The following is a 21,166-nucleotide window of genomic DNA, read 5'->3' as shown; positions in this document are numbered from 1 at the left end:
GGACCGAAGGAAGACAAACCTGCGAGGGGTACATGCCGGACAGTGACAGCAAGCCCGGGCGCCACCGCGCCAAGGGCCGCCGCCGCAAGCCGCGCGCCGGACGCGGAAAGGCGCTGCGTGTCGTGGCGTGGAGCGCGGCGGGCGTGATCGTCCTCGGCGGCACCGGCCTCGGGTACGTCTACTTCAAGCTCAACGGCAACATCAAGAGCGTCGACATCAACCAGGCGCTGGGCAGCGACCGCCCCGAGAACGTCGACAACGGGTCGCAGGACATCCTGGTGCTCGGCTCCGACAGCCGCGCCGGCAGCAACAAGAAGGTCGGCGGCGGCCAGGACGAGGGCTCGGCCCGCTCGGACACCGCGATGGTCGTCCACATCTACAAGGGCCACAAGAAGGCGAGCATCGTCTCCATACCCCGGGACACGCTCATATCCCGGCCCGCCTGCACCGACAAGGACGGCACCGAGCACCCCGCCGCGCAGGACGTCATGTTCAACTCGGCCTACTCCACGGGCGGCGCGGCCTGCGCGGTCAAGACCGTCGAGTCCATCAGCGGTATCCGCATGGACCACTACGTCGAGGTCGACTTCAGCGGCTTCCAGCAGCTGATCGACGACCTCGGCGGCGTCGAGGTCACCACCAGCAAGGCGATCAACGACCCCGACAGCCATCTGAACCTCGACGCCGGCACCCACAAGCTCAACGGCGAGCAGTCGCTCGGCCTCGTCCGCACCCGGCACGGCGTCGGCGACGGCAGCGACCTGGGCCGCATCCAGCTCCAGCAGGCGTTCATGAAGGCCCTGATGGACCAGATCAAGCAGGTCGGCGTCTTCACCAGCCCCAAGAAGCTGTACGACCTCGCGGACACCGCCACCAAGTCGGTGACCACCGACTCCGACCTGGCGTCCGTCAAGGACCTGACCTCGTTCGCGAGCGGGCTCAAGGGCATCGGCTCGAACGACATGAACATGGTCACGATGCCGGTGCAGTACGACCCGGCCGACGCCAACCGCGTCCTGGTCGACCAGACCAAGTCCGACCAGGTCTGGAAGGCCCTGAAGGCCGACCGGGCCGTCCCGAAGTCGGCCCGTGAGGGCACCGCCAGCGGCACCGCGGACGGCGTCGTCAAGTAGCCCGGAAGGCCGCCGGGAATAGATCCTGGCCCACCCCGGTTTTGGGGGATGCGGCCAGTCCTGGCAGACTGGTACGTCGGCTCCGGTTCACGCTCCCGCAATCCGCGTCTGCGACCCGGCGCCCTCCCGAACCTAGGAGACACCTTGAAGCGCGACATCCACCCCGAGTACGTCGAGACGCAGGTCAGCTGCACCTGTGGCGCGTCGTTCACCACTCGTAGCACCATCGACTCCGGCACCATCCGTGCCGAGGTCTGCTCCGAGTGCCACCCGTTCTACACGGGCAAGCAGAAGATCCTCGACACCGGTGGCCGTGTGGCCCGCTTCGAGGCCCGCTTCGGCAAGGCTGCCGCTGCCAAGAAGTAGCGAGGCTCCAGCGCCGGTCTCCGGTGCCCCGATCGCTGGGGCACCGGGACCGGCGCTTTGCGGTGCAGCCCCCTTGTCGTTGGAATGACACAGCACTCTCGTACACGCAGGAGCCGGAGATGTTCGAGGCCGTCGAGGACCTCATCGGCGAGCACGCCGATCTGGAGCAGAAGCTCGCGGACCCGTCGGTCCACGCCGACCAGGCCAACGCGCGCAAGCTGAACAAGCGCTACGCAGAGCTCACCCCGATCGTCGCGACGTACCGCTCCTGGAAGCAGACCGGCGACGACATCGAGACGGCCCGTGAACTGGCCGCCGACGACCCGGACTTCGCGGCCGAGGTCAAGGAGCTCGAGAAGTCGCGCGAGGAGATCACCGAGAAGCTGCGCCTTCTCCTGGTGCCCCGCGACCCGTCCGACGACAAGGACGTCATCCTCGAGGTCAAGGCCGGCGCGGGCGGCGACGAGTCCGCCCTGTTCGCCGGTGACCTGCTGCGCATGTACCTGCGGTACGCCGAGCGCGTCGGCTGGAAGACCGAGATCATCGACGCCACCGAGTCCGAGCTGGGCGGCTACAAGGACGTCCAGGTCGCCGTGAAGACCAAGGGCGGCAACGGCGCGACCGAGCCCGGCCAGGGCGTCTGGGCGCGGCTGAAGTACGAGGGCGGAGTGCACCGCGTGCAGCGCGTCCCGGCGACCGAGTCGCAGGGCCGCATCCACACCTCCGCGGCCGGTGTGCTGGTCACGCCCGAGGCCGAGGAGGTCGACGTCGAGATCAACATGAACGATCTGCGGATCGACGTCTACCGCTCCTCCGGGCCCGGCGGCCAGTCCGTCAACACGACCGACTCCGCCGTGCGCATCACGCACATCCCCACCGGAGTCGTCGCCTCCTGCCAGAACGAGAAGAGCCAGCTGCAGAACAAGGAGCAGGCGATGCGTATCCTGCGCTCCAGGCTGCTCGCGGCGGCGCAGGAGGAAGCGGAGAAGGAAGCCGCGGACGCCCGGCGCAGCCAGGTCCGCACCGTCGACCGCTCCGAGAAGATCCGCACGTACAACTTCCCGGAGAACCGCATCTCGGACCACCGCGTCGGCTTCAAGGCCTACAACTTGGACCAGGTGCTCGACGGTGACCTCGACGCCGTGATCCAGGCGTGCGTCGACGCGGACTCGGCCGCCAAGCTCGCCGCCGCGTAACTCCCGTACGCCCACAGCTCAGCCCCGGAGGACCAGCGTGAACCTGCTGCTCGCGGAAGTGGCCCAGGCCACCCAGCGGCTGGCCGACGCCGGCGTGCCCTCGCCGCGCAACGACGCGGAGGAGCTCGCCGCCTTCGTGCACGGCGTGAAGCGGGGCGAGCTGCACACCGTCAAGGACGCGGACTTCGACGCCCGGTACTGGGAGGTGACCGCGCGCCGCGAGGCCCGCGAGCCGCTCCAGCACATCACCGGCCGCGCCTACTTCCGCTACCTGGAGCTCCAGGTCGGACCCGGCGTCTTCGTGCCGCGCCCGGAGACCGAATCGGTCGTCGGGTGGGCCATAGACGCCGTGCGCGCCATGGACGTCGTCGAGCCGCTCATCGTCGACCTCTGCACCGGCTCGGGCGCCATCGCGCTCGCGCTCGCCCAGGAGGTCCCGCGCTCCCGCGTACATGCCGTGGAACTGTCCGAGGACGCCCTCCAGTGGACGCGCAAGAACGTCGAGGGGTCCAGGGTCGACCTGCGCCAGGGAGACGCCCTGGAGGCCTTCCCCGACCTCGACGGCCAGGTCGACCTCGTCGTCTCCAACCCGCCGTACATCCCGCTCACCGAGTGGGAGTACGTCGCTCCCGAGGCCCGCGACTACGACCCGGACATGGCCCTGTTCTCCGGCGAGGACGGCCTCGACCTGATCCGGGGCATCGAGCGCACCGCGCACCGCCTCCTGCGCCCCGGCGGCGTCGTGGTCGTCGAGCACGCGGACACCCAGGGCGGCCTGGTGCCGTGGATCTTCACCGAGGAGCGGGGCTGGGCGGATGCCGCCGACCACCCGGACCTCAACAACCGGCCGCGGTTCGCCACCGCCCGCAAGGCGATGCCGTGACCGACCAGCTTCATCATTCCGAGCAGTACGCAGAGCAGGAGGCCCGTTAAATGGCACGGCGTTACGACACCAACGACGCTACCGACCGCGCTACCGGTCTGCGTGAAGCCGCGTCCGCCGTCCGCCGCGGCGAGCTCGTCGTGCTGCCCACCGACACCGTCTACGGCATCGGCGCCGACGCGTTCACCGCCGAGGCGGTCGGCGACCTCCTGGAGGCCAAGGGCCGCGGCCGCAACATGCCGAGCCCCGTCCTCATCGGCTCCCCGAACACGCTGCACGGCCTCGTCACGGACTTCTCCGAGATGGCCTGGGAGCTCGTCGACGCGTTCTGGCCCGGCGCCCTGACGATCGTCGCCAAGCACCAGCCGTCCCTGCAGTGGGACCTGGGAGAGACCCGGGGCACCGTCGCCGTCCGGATGCCGCTGCACCCGGTCGCCATCGAACTGCTCAACGAGGTCGGCCCGATGGCCGTCTCCTCCGCCAACCTGACCGGCCACCGCGCCCCCGAGGACTGCGACGCCGCCCAGGAGATGCTCGGCGACTCCGTCTCCGTCTACCTCGACGGCGGCCCCACCCCGGGCATCGTCCCGTCGTCGATCGTCGACGTCACCGGCAAGGTCCCGGTGCTGCTGCGGGCCGGCGCGCTCACCGCCGACGAGCTGCGCAAGGTCGTACCCGACCTCGAGGTGGCGAATTGACAGCCCCTGAGACGGGGCGTGGCATAGGCACCGAGTACGTGGGAAGCACAGCGCCGCTCGCGCTCCCCGGCGACTCCTTCCGCATCCTCCACGTCAGCACCGGCAACGTGTGCCGCTCGCCGATCACCGAGCGGCTGACCCGGCACGCCCTGGCGGACCGGCTCGGCGACCCGCTGGCCGGCGGGCTCATCGTGGAGAGCGCGGGCACCTGGGGCCACGAGGGCGCCCCGATGGAGGCCAACGCGGAGCAGGTCCTCGCCGACTTCGGCGCGGACGCCTCCGGCTTCGTCGGCCGCGAGCTCCTGGACGACCACGTCATAAGAGCCGACCTGGTGCTGACCGCGACCCGCGACCACCGGGCCCAGGTCATCTCCATGGGGCACAGCGCGGGCCTGCGCACGTTCACGCTGAAGGAGTTCACGCGGCTCGTGCAGGCCATAGACCCGACGACCCTCCCCGACCCGCTGGAGGGCGGCGTGGTGGGCCGTGCGCGGGCCCTGGTGCGTGCTGCCGCGGCTCTACGCGGGTGGCTGCTCGCCCCGAGCGTCGAGGCGGACGAGGTGTACGACCCGTACGGGGCGCCGCTGCCGTTCTTCCAGGCGGTGGGCGGCGAGATCAACGAGGCGCTGGACCCGGTGGTCGCGGCGCTGACCGGCAAGCCCACCCCGTCCGCGCGCGCCTGAGCCGCACAGCGAGCCCTTCCGGCGATCGAGGAACGGGGTCCGGGGCCGAGCCCTGTGACAGCAACCCCAGGCGGCAGGAAGCTCTCGGATCTACATTGGGAAGCACCACCTCCCCTCCGCGAGGCCCGGAGCCGAAGATGCCGGTCACCACAGATCCAGCCCCCCTGGCGGAGCTACAGCGCCAGGACCCCGAACTGGCCGAGATCATCCTCGGCGAGGCGGCCCGCCAGGCCGAGTCCCTCCAGCTGATCGCCGCCGAGAACTTCATGTCCCCGGCCGTGCTGGAAGCCCTCGGCTCCCCCCTCGCCAACAAGTACGCCGAGGGCTACCCCGGCGCCCGCCACCACGGCGGCTGCGAACTCGTCGACCTGGCCGAACGCATCGCCGTCGACCGGGCGAAGGCCCTCTTCGGCGCCGAGCACGTCAACGTGCAGGCACACTCCGGCTCCTCCGCCGTGCTCGCCGCGTACGCGGTGCTGCTGCGCCCCGGCGACACCTTCCTCGCCATGGGGCTGCCGTTCGGCGGTCACCTCACGCACGGCTCACCGGCCAACTTCTCCGGCCGCTGGTTCGACTTCGTGCCCTACGGCGTCGACCCGGAGAGCGGGCTGATCGACTACGACCAGGTCCGCTCCATCGCCCGCGCCCACCGGCCCAAGGCCATCGTGTGCGGCTCGATCTCCTACCCCCGGCACATCGACTACGCCGCCTTCCGCGCCATCGCCGACGACGTGGGCGCCCACCTCATCGCGGACGCCGCGCACCCCATCGGGCTCGTCGCCGGGGGAGCGGCCCCGAACCCGGTTCCGTACGCCGACATCGTCTGCGCCACCACCCACAAGGTCCTGCGCGGCCCGCGCGGCGGCATGCTGCTGTGCGGCGCCGGGCTCGCCGACCGGGTGGACCGGGCCGTCTTCCCGTTCACGCAGGGCGGCGCCCAGATGAACACCATCGCCGCGAAGGCCGTCGCGTTCGGGGAGGCGGCGACGCCGGCCTTCAGCGGGTACGCGCATCAGGTCGTCGCCAACGCCCGGGTGCTGGCCGGGGCGCTGGACGCGCAGGGGTTCGCCGTCACCACGGGCGGCACCGACACCCATCTCGTGACCGTCGACCCGGCGCCGCTCGGCGTACCGGGCCAGGTGGCCCGCGGCCGGCTGGCCTCCGCCGCGATGGTCCTCGACACGTGCGCGCTGCCCCACGGCGAGGGCCGCGGCCTGCGGCTGGGCACCGCCGCCGTCACCACCCAGGGCATGGGGGAGGCGGAGATGGCCCGGATCGCGGTGCTCCTCGCGGGTGTCGTACGAGGAGATCTCGACCCGCGCACGGCCCGCGAGGAGGTGCGCGTGATCGCCGGTACATTCCCCCCGTACCCCGCCGGATAACGGGTAGGCGGCCCATCGGGACCGCACTCGCCCGGCACCGCGACGTCACCGGCCCGTCACTCGTGCAACCATCGTCGCTACCCGGAAGTCTCCATCCTCAAGCACGCGAAGCTAGGGTGTGGGGCTGAGATGGCCAGCGATACCTGTGGGGAAGCCCGTGCGTGAATACCTGCTGACGCTCTGCATCACGGCCGCGGTGACTTATCTGCTCACAGGCCCGGTGCGGAAGTTCGCGATCGTGGCCGGCGCCATGCCGGAGATCCGTGCGCGTGACGTGCACCGTGAACCCACGCCGCGGCTCGGCGGTATCGCCATGTTCTTCGGACTGTGCGCGGGACTCCTGGTCGCCGACCACCTCACCAACCTGGACACGGTCTTCGACTCGTCCAACGAGCCGCGGGCCCTGCTCTCCGGCGCCGCGCTGATCTGGCTGATCGGTGTGCTGGACGACAAGTTCGAGATCGACGCGCTGATCAAGCTGGGCGGCCAGATGATCGCCGCCGGCGTCATGGTCATGCAGGGCCTGACGATCCTGTGGCTGCCGATCCCGGGCGTGGGCACGGTCTCCCTGACCCAGTGGCAGGGCACGCTCCTCACCGTCGCGCTCGTCGTCATCACCATCAACGCGGTGAACTTCGTCGACGGCCTCGACGGCCTCGCGGCGGGCATGGTCTGCATCGCGGCAGCGGCGTTCTTCCTCTACGCGTACCGCATCTGGTACGGCTACGGCATCGAGTCCGCGGCCCCCGCCACGCTCTTCGCCGCGATCCTGATGGGCATGTGTCTGGGCTTCCTGCCGCACAACATGCATCCCGCCCGGATCTTCATGGGCGACTCCGGCTCGATGCTGATCGGCCTGGTCCTCGCGGCCGGCGCCATCTCCATGACCGGTCAGGTCGACCCGGACGCGCTCCGCCTGAACCTCGGCAGCGGCCGGGACGCCACGCACGCGATGCTCCCCGTCTTCATCCCGCTGGTCATGCCCCTCACGATCATCGCCATCCCGTTCGCGGACCTGGTGCTCGCGATCGTGCGCCGCACCTGGAACGGCCAGTCGCCGTTCGCCGCCGACCGCGGCCACCTCCACCACCGGCTCCTGGAGATCGGCCACTCCCACAGCCGCGCGGTCCTGATCATGTACTTCTGGTCGGCGCTCATCGCCTTCGGTGCGGTCGCGTACTCCGTGCACTCCGCGTCCGGCATGTGGGTCGTGCTCACCATCGTCGCGCTCAGCTTCGTCGGCCTGGTCCTGCTCCTGCTGCCCCGCTTCACCCCGCACGCCCCCCGCTGGGCCCAGCACGTGGTCCCGCCCCGCTACCGGCGCCGTACGGCCGTTGCCGAGGCCACTGAGCCCTCCGAGGCCCCCGAGGACGGGGACCGCACCCCGATCCCCGCGGGAGTCAACGGAGCGACCGCGATCGGCGCCCGTTCGCGGTTCACGGACCGGCGCAAGGACAAGAGCTTCAGCTGAGCCGTGCTCCGGCTGCCACGTGCGCTTCGGGACGTGCGCAGCCGTCGCTCTGTGATCAGAACCCAGTGCCCTGCGTGATCGTCTGTGCTAGGAATGTTCACGTCATAGGGGGAACGCGCCGCCCCTGACCAGGGTGGCGCCCTCCTCACTCATTCATGAGCAGAGGATGATCCATGCGTAAGTTCGCTGTGCTGGGTGTTGCTGTCGTGGCGCTCAGCGGTTCGCTGGGACTGATGGGGACCGCGGCCGTGGCCGCTCCCGGGACGCAGGCGGTCGCCGCTGGGGACGTCAGTGCCCAGGGTGCCGTCCCCAGCTGCGTCAAGGTCACCAAGACCCGCCAGGACGAGGGGTACAAGACCTTCAAGGTCAAGAACAACTGCGCCGGCACGAAGAAGCTCAAGGGCATCTTCAAGTACGGCTACGACTCGGCCTGCGAGTCCGTGAAGTCGGGCAAGACCGAGTTGCTCTCGTCCACGCAGCCCTGGGCCGACTGGGACAAGGTCGTCACCTGCTGAGCGGGCTCGGCGTGACCGCCGGCTGAACAGCACGACCGACGCCCCCGGGATCCGATCGGATCCCGGGGGCGTCAACGTGAGGGCCATCGGCAGGGTGGCCAAGTTGGCGACTGTCGACGAACGTTGGGGTGGCGGGCGTCCGAGATCGACACCCAAAACCGCCCATTACAGGATGAGTTCGCGTCGCGGGTGCACAGACGCGCAGGTTCCCCCTCACGTGTGACGGTTGGCACACCATCTAGGTAAAGACCGCATCAAATAGTTTGTGATACCGTTCACGAAACCCGGGGATAGAGCCGAAAGACCGTAGTGCGACGGTCCCTTGGCCCGAAATTCCCTCTCGGCCCCGGACTACGCTCGTCCATGACGACACCCTGCCCCCATCAATAAGCGGAGTTGCCGCCATGCCGTCCAATGACGCACGGACCCTTCTCAAAACTGCCGTACCCACAGCCGCAGTTGGCGTGATCACCATCGTGGTCAGCGCTGCTGTCGCGGGCGGCAAGGGGGCCCTCGGTGCGCTCGTCGGAACGCTGGTGGCGATCTTGTTCATGGGGCTCGGACTCGTCGTCCTCGAGCGCACTGCCAAATCGCTTCCGCACCTGTTCCAGATGATGGGCCTGATGCTCTACGCAGCCCAGTTGCTGCTCATGGTCATCTTCATGGCGCTCTTCAAGGACACGACGCTGTTCAACTCGAGGGCCTTCGCCATCGCCCTCGTGATCTCGACCCTCGTGTGGATCGCCGCGCAGACGCGCGCCCACATGAAGGCCAAGATTCTCTACGTCGATCCCGACTCCCAGAAGGGCGAGAAGCCCGAGAAGACGGGGCCGAAGTCGTGAACGGTAGGGGCGGGATAAGTGAGGCTTCACGACCCTGCTATCGTCCGGTGCCAACTGCGGCATCGCGGGCGCGGGCATCTGAGCTGACGCCTGCTGTAGCGCGAGGCTCGATGCCCGACCGCCGCCCCCACATCCGAAACACCAGTCCCGTGCCGAACTGCGGCTGCGCGCCGCGCCGACACAACGAGGTTGCCGTACCTATGCGCCACGCTGAAGGAGCCCGCGGTGAGTGCTGACCCGACGCAGGTGCTCGCCTTCGAGACCGACTGCCACCTTTTTGATGGGTGTGCCTTCCCGGCTCCCGGCCTGCACTCGTTCCTGTTCGAGCCCCTCTGGGGCGACGCGGACAGCAACCTGTACTTCAACAAGACGATGCTGCTGGCGCTGCTCGGCTCGATCATCATCGTCGGCTTCTTCTGGGCCGCCTTCCGAAAGCCGAAGGTCGTCCCGGGCAAGCTCCAGATGGTCGCCGAGACCGGCTACGACTTCGTCCGGCGCGGCATCGTCTACGAGACGATCGGCAAGCGCGAGGGCGAGAAGTACGTTCCGCTCGTGGTCTCGCTGTTCTTCTTCGTGTGGATGATGAACCTCTGGTCGATCATTCCGATCGCCCAGTTCCCGGTGACGGCGATCATCTCCTACCCGGCAGTGCTGGCCGCCATCGTCTACATCACGTGGGTCAGCCTGACGTTCAAGCGTCACGGCTTCGTCGGTGCCTTCAAGAACTTCACCGGCTTCGACAAGTCGCTCGGCCCGGTCGCCTACCTCGCTGCCTTCATCGAGCTGTTCTCGAACCTGCTGGTCCGGCCGTTCACGCACGCGGTCCGACTCTTCGCGAACATGTTCGCCGGTCACACCCTGCTGCTGCTCTTCACGATCGCCAGCTGGTACATGCTGAACGGCATCGGCATCGCCTACTCCGCCGTCTCGTTCGTGATGGTCATCGTGATGACCGCCTTCGAGCTCTTCATCCAGGCTGTCCAGGCGTACGTCTTCGTCCTGCTGACCTGCACCTTCATCCAGGGCGCGCTCGCCGAGCACCACTGAGTCCCGCCCTCCGCAATCCCCAGTCGTCCGGTGGCCAACCCCCACCGGTCCGTAAAGAGAAGGAAGAACTGGCATGTCCCAGACCCTCGCTGCTGTCACCGGTGACCTCGGCTCTGTCGGTTACGGTCTCGCCGCCATCGGCCCCGGCGTCGGCGTCGGCATCATCTTCGGTAACGGCACCCAGGCCCTGGCCCGTCAGCCCGAGGCCGCCGGCCTGATCCGTGCCAACCAGATCCTCGGCTTCGCCTTCTGTGAGGCGCTCGCCCTCATCGGTCTGGTCATGCCGTTCGTCTACTAGGACGAGTTCGGACGACCAGCCTCATTAGACGAAAGGCACTGATGTGAACCCCCTGGTTCAGCTCGCAGCGGAAGAGGCGGAGAATCCGCTCATCCCGCCGATCCCCGAGCTCGTCATCGGCCTGATCGCCTTTGTCATCGTCTTCGGCTTCCTCGCCAAGAAGCTCCTCCCGAACATCAACAAGGTTCTGGACGAGCGCCGCGAGGCCATCGAAGGCGGTATCGAGAAGGCCGAGGCCGCTCAGACCGAGGCGCAGAGCGTTCTTGAGCAGTACAAGGCTCAGCTCGCCGAGGCTCGGCACGAGGCCGCGCGGCTGCGCCAGGAGGCGCAGGAGCAGGGCGCCACGCTCATCGCCGAGATGCGCGCGGAAGGCCAGCGGCAGCGTGAGGAGATCATCGCCGCCGGTCACGCCCAGATCGAGGCCGACCGCAAGGCCGCCGCTCAGGCGCTGCGTCAGGACGTGGGCCAGCTGGCCACCGACCTGGCCGGCAAGCTGGTCGGCGAGTCCCTCGAGGACCACGCCCGGCAGTCGCGCACGATCGACCGCTTCCTCGATGACCTCGAGGAGAAGGCAGAGGCCGCTCGATGACCGCCCACGGAGCGAGCCGCGAGGCCCTCGCCGCCGCGCGTGAGCGCCTGGACGCGCTGACCGACTCCACGTCGGTCGACGCCAAGGCGCTCGCCGGCGACCTGGCCGCGGTCACCGCGCTGCTCGACCGCGAGGTCTCGCTGCGTCGGGTCCTGACCGACCCGGCGCAGGCCGGTGACGCCAAGGCCGAGCTTGCGGGCCGTCTGCTCGGCGGTCAGGTCAGCGGCGAAGCCGTCGACCTGGTGGCCGGTCTGGTCCGCTCCCGGTGGTCCGCCTCGCGTGACCTGGTCGACTCCCTCGAGGAGCTGACCAACACCGCGGACCTGACCGCGGCGCAGAACAGCGGCGAACTCGACGACGTCGAGGACGAGCTGTTCCGGTTCAACCGGATCGTCGGCGGCAACGCCGCACTGCGCTCCGCGCTCACCGACCGCACCGCCTCGGGCTCGGCCCGCGGCACCCTGGTCAAGGAGCTCCTCGGCGGCCGGGCCCGGCCCACCACCGAGCGGCTCGTCGAGCGTCTTGTGACCGCGCCCCGGGGACGTAGCCTGGAAGCGGGACTCGAGTCCCTCTCCAAGCTCGCCGCCGAGCGCCGGGAGCGCATGGTGGCGGTCGTCACCACGGCGGTCCCGCTGAGCGACCAGCAGAAGCAGCGCCTGGGCCAGTCCCTGGCGAAGCTCTACGGCCGCCAGATGCACCTGAACCTGGACGTGGACCCCGAGGTCCTCGGCGGGATCAAGGTGCAGGTGGGCGACGAGGTCATCAACGGCTCCATCGCGGACCGCATCGAGGCCGCCAGCCGCCGTATGGCCGGCTGACACCTCACCACGTACCAAATACGGCCCTAGTTGGGCCGTGCAGAGGATTCCTGGGGGCTGACCCCAGACCCCCCAAGAACACTTCGGGCCCAACAAGGAGAGCAGGGAACCCAGATGGCGGAGCTCACGATCCGGCCGGAGGAGATCCGGGACGCGCTGGAGAACTTTGTCCAGGCGTACAAGCCGGACGCGGCCTCGCGCGAGGAGGTCGGTACGGTCACCCTTGCCGGCGACGGCATCGCGAAGGTCGAGGGTCTCCCCTCGGCCATGGCCAACGAACTGCTGAAGTTCGAGGACGGCACCCTCGGCCTCGCGCTCAACCTGGAAGAGCGCGAGATCGGCGCCATCGTCCTCGGTGAGTTCAGCGGCATCGAGGAGGGCCAGCCGGTCACGCGTACCGGTGAGGTCCTGTCCGTCGGTGTCGGCGAGGGCTACCTGGGTCGCGTCGTCGACCCGCTCGGCAACCCGATCGACGGCCTCGGCGAGATCGAGACCACCGGCCGCCGCGCCCTCGAGCTGCAGGCCCCCACGGTCATGCAGCGCAAGTCGGTGCACGAGCCGATGGAGACCGGCTACAAGGCCGTCGACGCGATGACCCCCGTCGGCCGTGGTCAGCGTCAGCTGATCATCGGTGACCGCCAGACCGGCAAGACCGCCCTGGCCGTCGACACGATCATCAACCAGCGCGACAACTGGCGCTCCGGTGACGTGAACAAGCAGGTCCGCTGCATCTACGTCGCCATCGGTCAGAAGGGTTCGACCATCGCCTCCGTGCGTGGTGCCCTCGAAGAGGCCGGCGCGCTGGAGTACACGACCATCGTCGCCGCCCCGGCGTCCGACCCGGCCGGCTTCAAGTACCTGGCGCCGTACACCGGCTCGGCCATCGGCCAGCAGTGGATGTACGAGGGCAAGCACGTCCTCATCATCTTCGACGACCTCTCGAAGCAGGCCGACGCCTACCGCGCCGTGTCCCTGCTGCTCCGCCGCCCGCCGGGGCGCGAGGCCTACCCGGGTGACGTCTTCTACCTGCACTCCCGTCTGCTCGAGCGCTGCGCGAAGCTCTCGGACGACATGGGCGCGGGCTCGATGACCGGTCTGCCGATCGTGGAGACCAAGGCGAATGACGTGTCCGCGTTCATTCCGACCAACGTCATCTCCATCACCGACGGCCAGTGCTTCCTGGAGTCCGACCTGTTCAACGCCGGTCAGCGTCCGGCCCTGAACGTCGGTATCTCGGTCTCCCGCGTCGGTGGCTCCGCCCAGCACAAGGCCATGAAGCAGGTCTCCGGCCGACTCCGCGTCGACCTGGCCCAGTTCCGTGAGCTGGAGGCGTTCGCCGCCTTCGGTTCCGACCTGGACGCCGCGTCGAAGGCGCAGCTGGACCGCGGTCAGCGCATGGTCGAGCTGCTGAAGCAGTCGCAGTACCAGCCGATGCCGACCGAGGACCAGGTCGTCTCCGTCTGGGCCGGCACCACCGGCAAGATGGACGACGTGCCGGTCGCCGACATCCGCCGCTTCGAGCGCGAGCTGCTCGACCACCTGCACCGCAAGGAGCAGGGCCTGATGACCTCCATCAAGGAGGGCGGCAAGATGTCGGACGACACGCTCACCGCTGTCGCCGATGCCATCGCCGAGTTCAAGAAGCAGTTCGAGACCTCGGACGGCAAGCTTCTCGGCGAGGACGCTCCGGCCGTCAACGTCTCCAAGTGACGTAAGGAAGGGACCTGACTCATGGGAGCCCAGCTCCGGGTCTACAAGCGTCGCATCCGATCCGTCACCGCGACCAAGAAGATCACCAAGGCGATGGAGATGATCGCCGCCTCGCGCGTCGTCAAGGCGCAGCGCAAGGTGGCGGCCTCCACGCCGTACGCGACCGAGCTCACGCGCGCGGTCACGGCGGTGGGTACGGGGTCGAACACCAAGCACCCGCTGACGACCGAGGCCGAGACGGCGACCCGTTCCGCGGTTCTGCTCCTCACGAGCGACCGCGGTCTGGCCGGCGCCTTCAACTCGAACGCGATCAAGGCCGCGGAGCAGCTCACCGAGCGGCTCCAGGCCGAGGGCAAGCAGGTCGACACGTACATCGTCGGCCGTCGCGGTGTCGCCCACTACAACTTCCGCGAGCGCAAGATCGCGGAGCAGTGGGCGGGCTTCACGGACGAGCCGACGTACGCGGACGCCAAGACGGTCGCGGGCCCGCTGATCGAGGCCATCGAGAAGGACACGGCCGACGGCGGCGTGGATGAACTCCACATCGTCTACACCGAGTTCGTCTCGATGATGACGCAGACGGCCGTCGACAGCCGACTGCTGCCGCTCAGCATCGAGGACGTGGCGGAGGAGGCGTCGTCCCAGGGCGACGAGATCCTTCCGCTCTACGACTTCGAGCCGTCGGCGGAGGACGTCCTGGACGCCCTCCTGCCCCGGTACGTCGAGAGCCGTATCTACAACGCGCTGCTCCAGTCGGCTGCCTCCAAGCACGCCGCCACGCGCCGCGCGATGAAGTCGGCGACCGACAACGCGGGCGACCTCATCAACACGCTTTCCCGGCTGGCCTCCGCGGCCCGCCAGGCGGAGATCACCAACGAAATCAGCGAGATCGTCGGCGGCGCTGCCGCTCTGGCCGACGCGACCGCGGGGAGTGACAAGTAATGACGACCACTGTTGAGACGGCCGCTGCCACGGGCCGCGTCGCCCGGGTCATCGGCCCGGTCGTCGACGTGGAGTTCCCCGTCGACGCGATGCCGGACATCTACAACGCCCTTCACGTCGAGGTGGCCGACCCGGCCAAGGACGGCGAGAAGAAGACCCTGACGCTCGAGGTCGCCCAGCACCTCGGTGACGGCCTGGTCCGCGCGATCTCGATGCAGCCCACCGACGGTCTGGTCCGCCAGGCCGCGGTCACCGACACCGGCACGGGCATCTCCGTTCCCGTCGGTGACTTCACCAAGGGCAAGGTGTTCAACACCCTCGGTGAGGTGCTGAACGTCGACGAGCAGTACGACGGCGAGCGCTGGTCCATCCACCGCAAGGCGCCGAACTTCGACGAGCTCGAGTCGAAGACCGAGATGTTCGAGACCGGCGTCAAGGTCATCGACCTTCTCACCCCGTACGTCAAGGGTGGAAAGATCGGTCTGTTCGGTGGTGCCGGCGTCGGCAAGACGGTGCTCATCCAGGAGATGATCTACCGCGTCGCCAACAACCACGACGGTGTCTCCGTGTTCGCCGGTGTCGGCGAGCGCACCCGTGAGGGCAATGACCTCATCGACGAGATGAGCGAGTCGGGCGTCATCGACAAGACCGCGCTGGTCTTCGGTCAGATGGACGAGCCGCCGGGCACGCGTCTGCGTGTCGCCCTCGCCGGTCTGACCATGGCGGAGTACTTCCGCGATGTGCAGAAGCAGGACGTGCTGTTCTTCATCGACAACATCTTCCGCTTCACGCAGGCCGGTTCCGAGGTCTCGACCCTGCTGGGTCGCATGCCCTCGGCCGTGGGTTACCAGCCGAACCTGGCCGACGAGATGGGTCTCCTCCAGGAGCGCATCACGTCGACCCGTGGTCACTCGATCACGTCCATGCAGGCCATTTACGTGCCCGCGGACGACCTGACCGACCCGGCCCCGGCGACGACCTTCGCCCACCTCGACGCGACGACGGTTCTCTCCCGTCCGATCTCCGAGAAGGGCATCTACCCGGCCGTGGACCCGCTGGACTCCACGTCCCGCATCCTGGACCCGCGCTACATCGCGCAGGACCACTACGACGCCGCCATGCGCGTCAAGACGGTTCTGCAGAAGTACAAGGACCTCCAGGACATCATCGCGATCCTCGGTATCGACGAGCTCGGCGAGGAGGACAAGCTCACTGTCCACCGCGCCCGTCGCGTGGAGCGCTTCCTGTCCCAGAACACCCACGTCGCCAAGCAGTTCACCGGCGTCGACGGGTCGGACGTCCCGCTGGACGAGTCGATCGCGGCCTTCAACGCGATCATCGACGGTGAGTACGACCACTTCCCGGAGCAGGCGTTCTTCATGTGCGGTGGCATTGAGGACCTCAAGGCCAACGCCAAGGAGCTCGGCGTCTCCTGAGCCCTGTGCTCGCAGGGAGGGCCGGGTGTGTCCCGGCCCTCCCGCAACGCCCACTAGACTTTGACCCAACACCCGGCAGCGAGGGCCGCCGGGTGGTGACCCGAGGAGCCCACCTTGGCTGCTGAGCTGCACGTCGAGCTCGTCGCCGCGGACCGCAGTGTCTGGTCCGGCGAGGCCACCCTGGTCGTCGCGCGCACCACGTCCGGCGACATCGGCGTCATGCCCGGTCACCAGCCGCTGCTCGGTGTGCTGGAGTCGGGCCCGGTGACGATCCGTACGAGCGACGGTGGAACGGTCGTGGCGGCTGTCCACGGCGGTTTCATCTCGTTCGCGGACAACAAGCTGTCGCTGCTGGCCGAGATCGTCGAGCTGTCGGACGAGATCGATGTCCAGCGGGCGGAGCGGGCGCTGGAGCGCGCGAAGTCGGACGCGGACGCGTCCGCCGAGCGTCGTGCCGACGTCCGACTGCGTGCGGTGGCGGCCCGCTGATCCCAGCGAGCCCGTAGACGCGACTCAGCCGCGGCCCAGGCCGGAGAAGACCTCTCCGGACCGGGTCGCGGCTGAGGCGATCTATAACTGTTTTTGCTGTTCCGTTATCTGGCGTTTGGATCTGTCGAGAAGCGAGGAGGTCGGTGCAGATGGTCCTCGTTCTCGTGCTGTGCGTAGTCGCGGTCGTCGTACTCGTATTGCTGGGGCTCTTTGTCTTCGGGCTGCGGCGCCGGCTGATCCAGCGCTCGGGCGGCACCTTCGACTGCTCGCTGCGGTGGGACGCGCCGGCCCCCGATGCTGCGGACACCTCCGGCAAGGGCTGGGGCTACGGCATCGCCCGCTACAACGGTGACCGCATCGAGTGGTTCCGCGTCTTCTCGTACGCGCCGCGGCCGAAGCGGATCCTGGAGCGGGCGGCCATCGAGGTCACGGGGCGCCGGGCTCCGGAGGGTGAGGAGGAGCTGGCGCTGCTGTCCGACGCCATCGTCCTCGCCTGTACGCACCGGGGCACGCGCCTCGAACTGGCGATGACCGAGGACGCCCTGACCGGATTCCTCGCCTGGCTGGAGGCGGCGCCGCCCGGCCAGCGGGTGAACGTGGCGTAGCGGCCGGCCCCGGACATGGAAGAAGCCGGGCTGGTGGGGGGCGTTCCCACCAGCCCGGCTTCGGTCTTTTCGGGTGCTCCGGGGGCTACTTCAGGCCGGAGTCGATCGCGCTGACCAGCTCACCGTTCGACGTGTCGCCGGAGAACTCCCAGAAGAAGGCGCCGCCCAGGTTCTGCGACTTGGCCCAGCTCATCTTGGAGTTGATCGTCGCGGGGGTGTCGTACGACCACCAGTCCGAGCCGCAGTACGCGTACGCCGTACCGGCCACCGTGCCGTTCGCCGGGCACTTCGTCTTGAGGACCTTGTAGTCCTCGATGCCCTGCTCGTAGGTGCCGGCCGCCGGGCCCGTCGCGGTGCCGCCCGGCTCCTTCTGCGTGACGCCGGTCCAGCCGCGGCCGTAGAAGCCGATGCCGAGCAGCAGCTTGGCCGCCGGGACGCCCTGGGCCTTCAGCTTGGCGATGGCGTCCGCCGAGGTGAAGCCCTGCTGCGGGATGCCGGTGTACGAGGTGAGCGGGGAGTGCGGGGCCGTCGGGCCCTGGGCCGCCCACGCGCCGAAGAAGTCGTAGGTCATGACGTTGTACCAGTCGAGGGACTGGGCAGCGCCCGCGTAGTCGGTCTTCTCGATCTTGCCGCCCGCGGAGCCGTCGGCCGTGATCGCGGCGGTGACCAGGTTGTTGGAGCCGAACTTGGCACGCAGCGCCGAGGTGAGGCCCTTCAGCGCGGCGGGACCGGACGTGTCGCAGGTCAGGCCGCAGGCGTTCGGGTACTCCCAGTCGATGTCGATGCCGTCGAAGACATCGGCCCAGCGCGGGTCCTCGACCAGGTTGTAGCAGGACTCGGCGAAGGCGGCCGGGTTCTTCGCGGCCTCACCGAAGCCGCCGGACCAGGTCCAGCCGCCGAACGACCAGAGGATCTTGAGGTTCGGGTGCTTGGCCTTCAGCTGGCGCAGCTGGTTGAAGGCGCCGCGCAGCGGCTGGTCCCAGGTGTCGGCCTGGCCGGAGACGGAGTTGGCGGCCGTGTAGGCCATGTCCGTGTCGGCGTAGGAGTCGCCCATGGTGCACTTGCCGCCCTGGACGTTGCCGAAGGCGTAGTTGATGTGCGTGATCTTCGCGGCCGAGCCGGAGGTCTCCAGGTTCTTCGGGTAGTACTGGCGGCCGTAGACGCCCCAGTCCGTGAAGTAGCCCAGCTTGACCTTGCCGCCGCCGTTGCCCGGGTCGGTGCCGCCGCCGCCAGTGGTGTGGACCTTCACCGCGCCGGAGACCGGGCCCGTCTGGTCGGCGGTGTCGCGCGCCTGGACCGTGTACGAGTAGTCGGTGCCGGCGGTCAGGCCGCTGTCGGAGTACGACGTCCCCGTCACCGTCGCGACCTTGGCGCCGTCGCGCAGCACGTCGTAGTTCTTGACGCCCTTGTCGTCGGTCGCCGCCGACCAGGAGAGCTTCACCGAGGTGTCGGTGACGGCGGAGGCGGTCGGGGTGCCGGGGGCGGAGGGGGCCGCGTCGCCGGGCACGTCGCCGCCGTCACAGGAGGCGCCGTTGATCTTGCAGCCGGTGGGGGCGCCGGAACCGGAGCCGTTGAAGCCGAAGGAGACCGAGGCGCCGGGGGCGAGCGTCCCGTTCCAGGAGAGGTTCTTGCCGGTCCAGTGGTTCGCGGAGTTGGTGACGGTGGCGTCCCAGGCGGAGGTCACCTTGGTACCGGAGGGGTAGTCCCACTCGACGGTCCACGAACTGACGCTCGTGGTACCGGAGTTCTTGATCGTCCACTTGCCCTCGAAGCCGGTGCCCCAGTCCTGGGTCTTGGCGTACGTCGCCGTGACCGCGGTGGCCTCGGCGGCGGCGTGGGACGGGGTGGCGAGGCCGACCAGGGCGGCCGCGGGCAGCAGCAGCGTGGTCAGTGCCGCGGTGGTTCTGTGCCGGAGTCTGGGTCGGGGTACGTCACTTGAGCGCATCGAGTGCTCCTCGGGTGGTCCTGGGTTCATACGGGGACGGCAACGAACCCTGCGACGCCCGTGAGCACCGGAGTGGGGGGTGTGCTCACCGCAGTGCGGTGAGAATAGAAAGGTCTGGACCAACGGTCAAGGTCTAAACCAATTACGGGTTTCGGCCAACCTCCGGAGGAGCCTGGATGTCCAACTCCTGTGCCAGTACCGCCGCTTGCACCCGGCTGCGCAGCTCCAGCTTGCCGAGCAGCCGGCTGACGTGGGTCTTCACCGTGGCCTCGGCCATGTCGAGCCGGGCGGCGATCCCGGCGTTGGACAGGCCCTCGCCGAGACAGCCGAGCACTTCCCGCTCGCGACGGGTCAAGGTCGCCAACTGAGGTGGAGCGGCGGCCGCATCGCGGCGCGCCGCACCGGCCGCGAACTCGGCGATCAGGCGGCGCGTCACGGCCGGCGCGATCAGCCCCTCGCCGCGCGCGACCGTCCGCACGCCCTCGATCAGGTCCTTCGCGTCGGTGTTCTTGAGAAGGAACCCGCAGGCCCCGGCGCGCAGCGCCCCGAAGACGTACGCGTCGAGGTCGAAGGTGGTCAGGACGAGGACGTCGGCGAGGCCCTCGCCGACCACCGTGCGCGTGGCCGAAACACCGTCGAGGCGCGGCATCTGTACGTCCATGAGGACCAGATCCGGCCGCAGTTCCCGGGCCCGGGCCACCGCCTGCTCGCCGTCCTCGGCCTCGCCGACGACCTCGATGTCGGGCGCGCTGTTCAGGATGAGCACGAGCCCGGCGCGCACGGCGGACTGGTCCTCGGCGACGAGCACACGGATCACGCGGGGTCTCCTTCGGACGAGGGGGTTTCCAGGGGCAGGGCGGCCCGCACCCGCCAGATCTTGCCGCCCGGGTCGGCCTCCGGACCGGCCTCGAACGTGCCGCCGAGCAGCGCCGTGCGCTCGCGCATGCCGACGAGCCCGGCACCCGAGCCGGGCGCGCGCGGGCCGTCCCGGTCCCCGTACGGACTTCTCACGCACACCTCGATCCGCTCGCCCGACCGATGGACCGTGACCGTGACACGGCCCGGCGCGGCGTGCTTGAGGGCGTTCGTCAGGGACTCCTGGACGATGCGGTAGGCGGCGAGCCCGACCGGCGCGGGCAGGTTCCCGGTGGCGCCGGTCAGGGTGAGACCGACGTCGAGACCGTTCGCCCGGGACTGCTCCACCAGCGCGCCCAGTCCGTCCAGGGTGGGCGCGGCGGCCGGCTCGGTGTCGCCGCTGGAGTCCCGCAGGATGCCGATCAGTCGGCGCATCTCGGCGAGTCCGTCGACGCTGTTCTCGCGGATCGTCTCCAGGGCGGTGCGGGTGGTGGCCGGCTCGTCGATGGAGAGCGCGGCCGTGGAGTGGATGGCGATCGCCGACAGATGGTTGGCCACCATGTCGTGCAGCTCGCGGGCCATCCGGGCACGCTCCGCCGTCACCGCCTGCGCCCGGTCCATCTCCGCGAGCAGCGCGGTCTGTTCGGCCCGCAGGCGTTCCTCCGCGGCCCGGTCCCGGTGGTTGCGGACCAGGACGCCCGTCGCGGCGGGCCCGAACGAGACGAGCCCGGTCGCGACGCCGACGAGGACCGCCTCCGGCTGCCGCCACCACGCCAGGAAGCCGAGCGTGACGGCGACCGTGATCAGCCCGGTGGTCACCGGGATGCGGCGGGCCGCGGCCGGGGTCCCGTACAGCACGGCCGCGTACATCAGGTCCGTGAACATCAGCACCGTCGCCAGGCTGCCCTGGGTGAACTGGTCGGCGACCACCACCAGGGTTCCGGCCAGCGCCGCGAACCGCGGCCGGGTGCGGCGCAGCAGCTCCAGGGCGGACATCGCGACGAGCGGGACGAGCAGCCAGGCCCCGTCGAGCAGCCGTCCCTGGTTCATGCCGAGCCCGATGCCCCACAGTGCGAGGCCGCCCAGCAGACCCACCGCGGCGATACGGACGTCGTCGCGGTGCGGGCGGGGGAGCGGCAGGTGCATGCCCCCATCCAACACGCACGGCGCGGGCCGGGCATGGTGCCGCGGGACGAAGCCCGGCGGGCGGCCGCTACATCGAAGGATGCAGTCGCACTTCGTCACTGACGACGACGATCACGC

The 21,166-nt window shown here is 69.2% G+C and carries 22 protein-coding genes; 19 read left to right on the top strand and 3 right to left on the bottom strand.

The features are described 5' to 3' along the window. Positions 1 to 32: 32 nt before the first annotated feature. From ACQUQD_RS13515 to ACQUQD_RS13425, 19 genes are all read left to right on the top strand, one after another. Complete coding sequence (locus ACQUQD_RS13515) at positions 33 to 1,133, top strand: LCP family protein (protein WP_428952304.1); 1,101 nt, start codon at positions 33 to 35, stop codon at positions 1,131 to 1,133. A gap of 144 nt (positions 1,134 to 1,277) precedes the next feature. Continuing rightward, a complete protein-coding gene (gene rpmE, locus ACQUQD_RS13510) occupies positions 1,278 to 1,499 on the top strand; it encodes a 50S ribosomal protein L31 (RefSeq protein WP_018535357.1) in 222 nt (73 codons plus the stop codon). Between the two features lie 119 nt (positions 1,500 to 1,618). Then, positions 1,619 to 2,695, top strand: a complete 1,077-nt coding sequence (prfA, locus tag ACQUQD_RS13505; protein WP_428952303.1) for a peptide chain release factor 1 — start codon at positions 1,619 to 1,621, stop codon at positions 2,693 to 2,695. Between the two features lie 37 nt (positions 2,696 to 2,732). Continuing rightward, a complete protein-coding gene (gene prmC / locus ACQUQD_RS13500; RefSeq protein WP_428952302.1) occupies positions 2,733 to 3,578 on the top strand; it encodes a peptide chain release factor N(5)-glutamine methyltransferase in 846 nt (281 codons plus the stop codon). 50 nt (positions 3,579 to 3,628) lie between these two features. Next, positions 3,629 to 4,276: an L-threonylcarbamoyladenylate synthase gene (locus ACQUQD_RS13495; RefSeq protein ID WP_428952301.1), complete on the top strand. Its 648-nt coding sequence runs from the start codon at positions 3,629 to 3,631 to the stop codon at positions 4,274 to 4,276. Beyond that, entirely contained in the window at positions 4,273 to 4,959 is a 687-nt protein-coding gene (locus ACQUQD_RS13490) for a protein-tyrosine-phosphatase (protein ID WP_428952300.1), read from the top strand. Before ACQUQD_RS13495 ends, ACQUQD_RS13490 begins: the two co-directional genes overlap by 4 nt. Positions 4,960 to 5,096: 137 nt before the next feature. Further along, entirely contained in the window at positions 5,097 to 6,341 is a 1,245-nt protein-coding gene (glyA, locus tag ACQUQD_RS13485) for a serine hydroxymethyltransferase (RefSeq protein ID WP_428952299.1), read from the top strand. A 157-nt stretch (positions 6,342 to 6,498) separates the two neighbouring features. Continuing rightward, positions 6,499 to 7,812, top strand: a complete 1,314-nt coding sequence (locus ACQUQD_RS13480) for an MraY family glycosyltransferase (RefSeq protein WP_428952298.1) — start codon at positions 6,499 to 6,501, stop codon at positions 7,810 to 7,812. 173 nt (positions 7,813 to 7,985) lie between these two features. Next, complete coding sequence (locus ACQUQD_RS13475) at positions 7,986 to 8,327, top strand: hypothetical protein (protein ID WP_428952297.1); 342 nt, start codon at positions 7,986 to 7,988, stop codon at positions 8,325 to 8,327. A gap of 404 nt (positions 8,328 to 8,731) precedes the next feature. After that, positions 8,732 to 9,169 (top strand): hypothetical protein, encoded by a 438-nt coding sequence (locus tag ACQUQD_RS13470; protein WP_428952296.1) that lies wholly within the window; start codon positions 8,732 to 8,734, stop codon positions 9,167 to 9,169. A 225-nt stretch (positions 9,170 to 9,394) separates the two neighbouring features. Beyond that, positions 9,395 to 10,216, top strand: a complete 822-nt coding sequence (atpB, locus tag ACQUQD_RS13465) for a F0F1 ATP synthase subunit A (RefSeq protein ID WP_428952295.1) — start codon at positions 9,395 to 9,397, stop codon at positions 10,214 to 10,216. A gap of 73 nt (positions 10,217 to 10,289) precedes the next feature. Then, complete coding sequence (gene atpE / locus ACQUQD_RS13460; RefSeq protein WP_018521144.1) at positions 10,290 to 10,514, top strand: ATP synthase F0 subunit C; 225 nt, start codon at positions 10,290 to 10,292, stop codon at positions 10,512 to 10,514. Between the two features lie 43 nt (positions 10,515 to 10,557). Then, positions 10,558 to 11,103, top strand: coding sequence for a F0F1 ATP synthase subunit B (locus ACQUQD_RS13455; protein ID WP_428952294.1), 546 nt, complete (start codon positions 10,558 to 10,560; stop codon positions 11,101 to 11,103). Next, complete coding sequence (locus tag ACQUQD_RS13450; RefSeq protein ID WP_428952293.1) at positions 11,100 to 11,921, top strand: F0F1 ATP synthase subunit delta; 822 nt, start codon at positions 11,100 to 11,102, stop codon at positions 11,919 to 11,921. Before ACQUQD_RS13455 ends, ACQUQD_RS13450 begins: the two co-directional genes overlap by 4 nt. A 114-nt stretch (positions 11,922 to 12,035) precedes the next feature. Then, on the top strand, positions 12,036 to 13,631 hold the full coding sequence (gene atpA / locus ACQUQD_RS13445; RefSeq protein WP_428952292.1) for a F0F1 ATP synthase subunit alpha: 1,596 nt from the start codon (positions 12,036 to 12,038) through the stop codon (positions 13,629 to 13,631). Positions 13,632 to 13,652: 21 nt separating this feature from the next. Then, positions 13,653 to 14,573, top strand: coding sequence for a F0F1 ATP synthase subunit gamma (locus ACQUQD_RS13440; RefSeq protein WP_428952291.1), 921 nt, complete (start codon positions 13,653 to 13,655; stop codon positions 14,571 to 14,573). Beyond that, a complete protein-coding gene (gene atpD, locus ACQUQD_RS13435) occupies positions 14,573 to 16,009 on the top strand; it encodes a F0F1 ATP synthase subunit beta (RefSeq protein ID WP_428952290.1) in 1,437 nt (478 codons plus the stop codon). Before ACQUQD_RS13440 ends, atpD begins: the two co-directional genes overlap by 1 nt. 114 nt (positions 16,010 to 16,123) lie before the next feature. Beyond that, positions 16,124 to 16,498 (top strand): F0F1 ATP synthase subunit epsilon, encoded by a 375-nt coding sequence (locus ACQUQD_RS13430; RefSeq protein WP_428952289.1) that lies wholly within the window; start codon positions 16,124 to 16,126, stop codon positions 16,496 to 16,498. A 149-nt stretch (positions 16,499 to 16,647) separates the two neighbouring features. Further along, a complete protein-coding gene (locus ACQUQD_RS13425) occupies positions 16,648 to 17,103 on the top strand; it encodes a DUF2550 domain-containing protein (RefSeq protein ID WP_428952288.1) in 456 nt (151 codons plus the stop codon). A gap of 85 nt (positions 17,104 to 17,188) precedes the next feature. Here ACQUQD_RS13425 and ACQUQD_RS13420 read toward each other — a convergent pair whose 3' ends face one another. The 3 genes from ACQUQD_RS13420 to ACQUQD_RS13410 all read right to left on the bottom strand — a co-directional run bounded on the left by ACQUQD_RS13420 (position 17,189) and on the right by ACQUQD_RS13410 (position 21,049). Further along, complete coding sequence (locus ACQUQD_RS13420) at positions 17,189 to 19,048, bottom strand: glycosyl hydrolase family 18 protein (RefSeq protein WP_428952287.1); 1,860 nt, start codon at positions 19,046 to 19,048, stop codon at positions 17,189 to 17,191. Between the two features lie 142 nt (positions 19,049 to 19,190). Further along, complete coding sequence (locus ACQUQD_RS13415) at positions 19,191 to 19,865, bottom strand: response regulator (protein ID WP_428952286.1); 675 nt, start codon at positions 19,863 to 19,865, stop codon at positions 19,191 to 19,193. Further along, entirely contained in the window at positions 19,862 to 21,049 is a 1,188-nt protein-coding gene (locus ACQUQD_RS13410) for a sensor histidine kinase (protein WP_428952285.1), read from the bottom strand. Before ACQUQD_RS13410 ends, ACQUQD_RS13415 begins: the two co-directional genes overlap by 4 nt. Positions 21,050 to 21,166: the final 117 nt, after the last annotated feature.

The sequence above is a fragment of the Streptomyces sp. cg35 genome (assembly GCF_050410835.1).
GTDB lineage: Bacteria > Actinomycetota > Actinomycetes > Streptomycetales > Streptomycetaceae > Streptomyces.
This window is presented reverse-complemented; position numbering and strand designations above follow the sequence as displayed.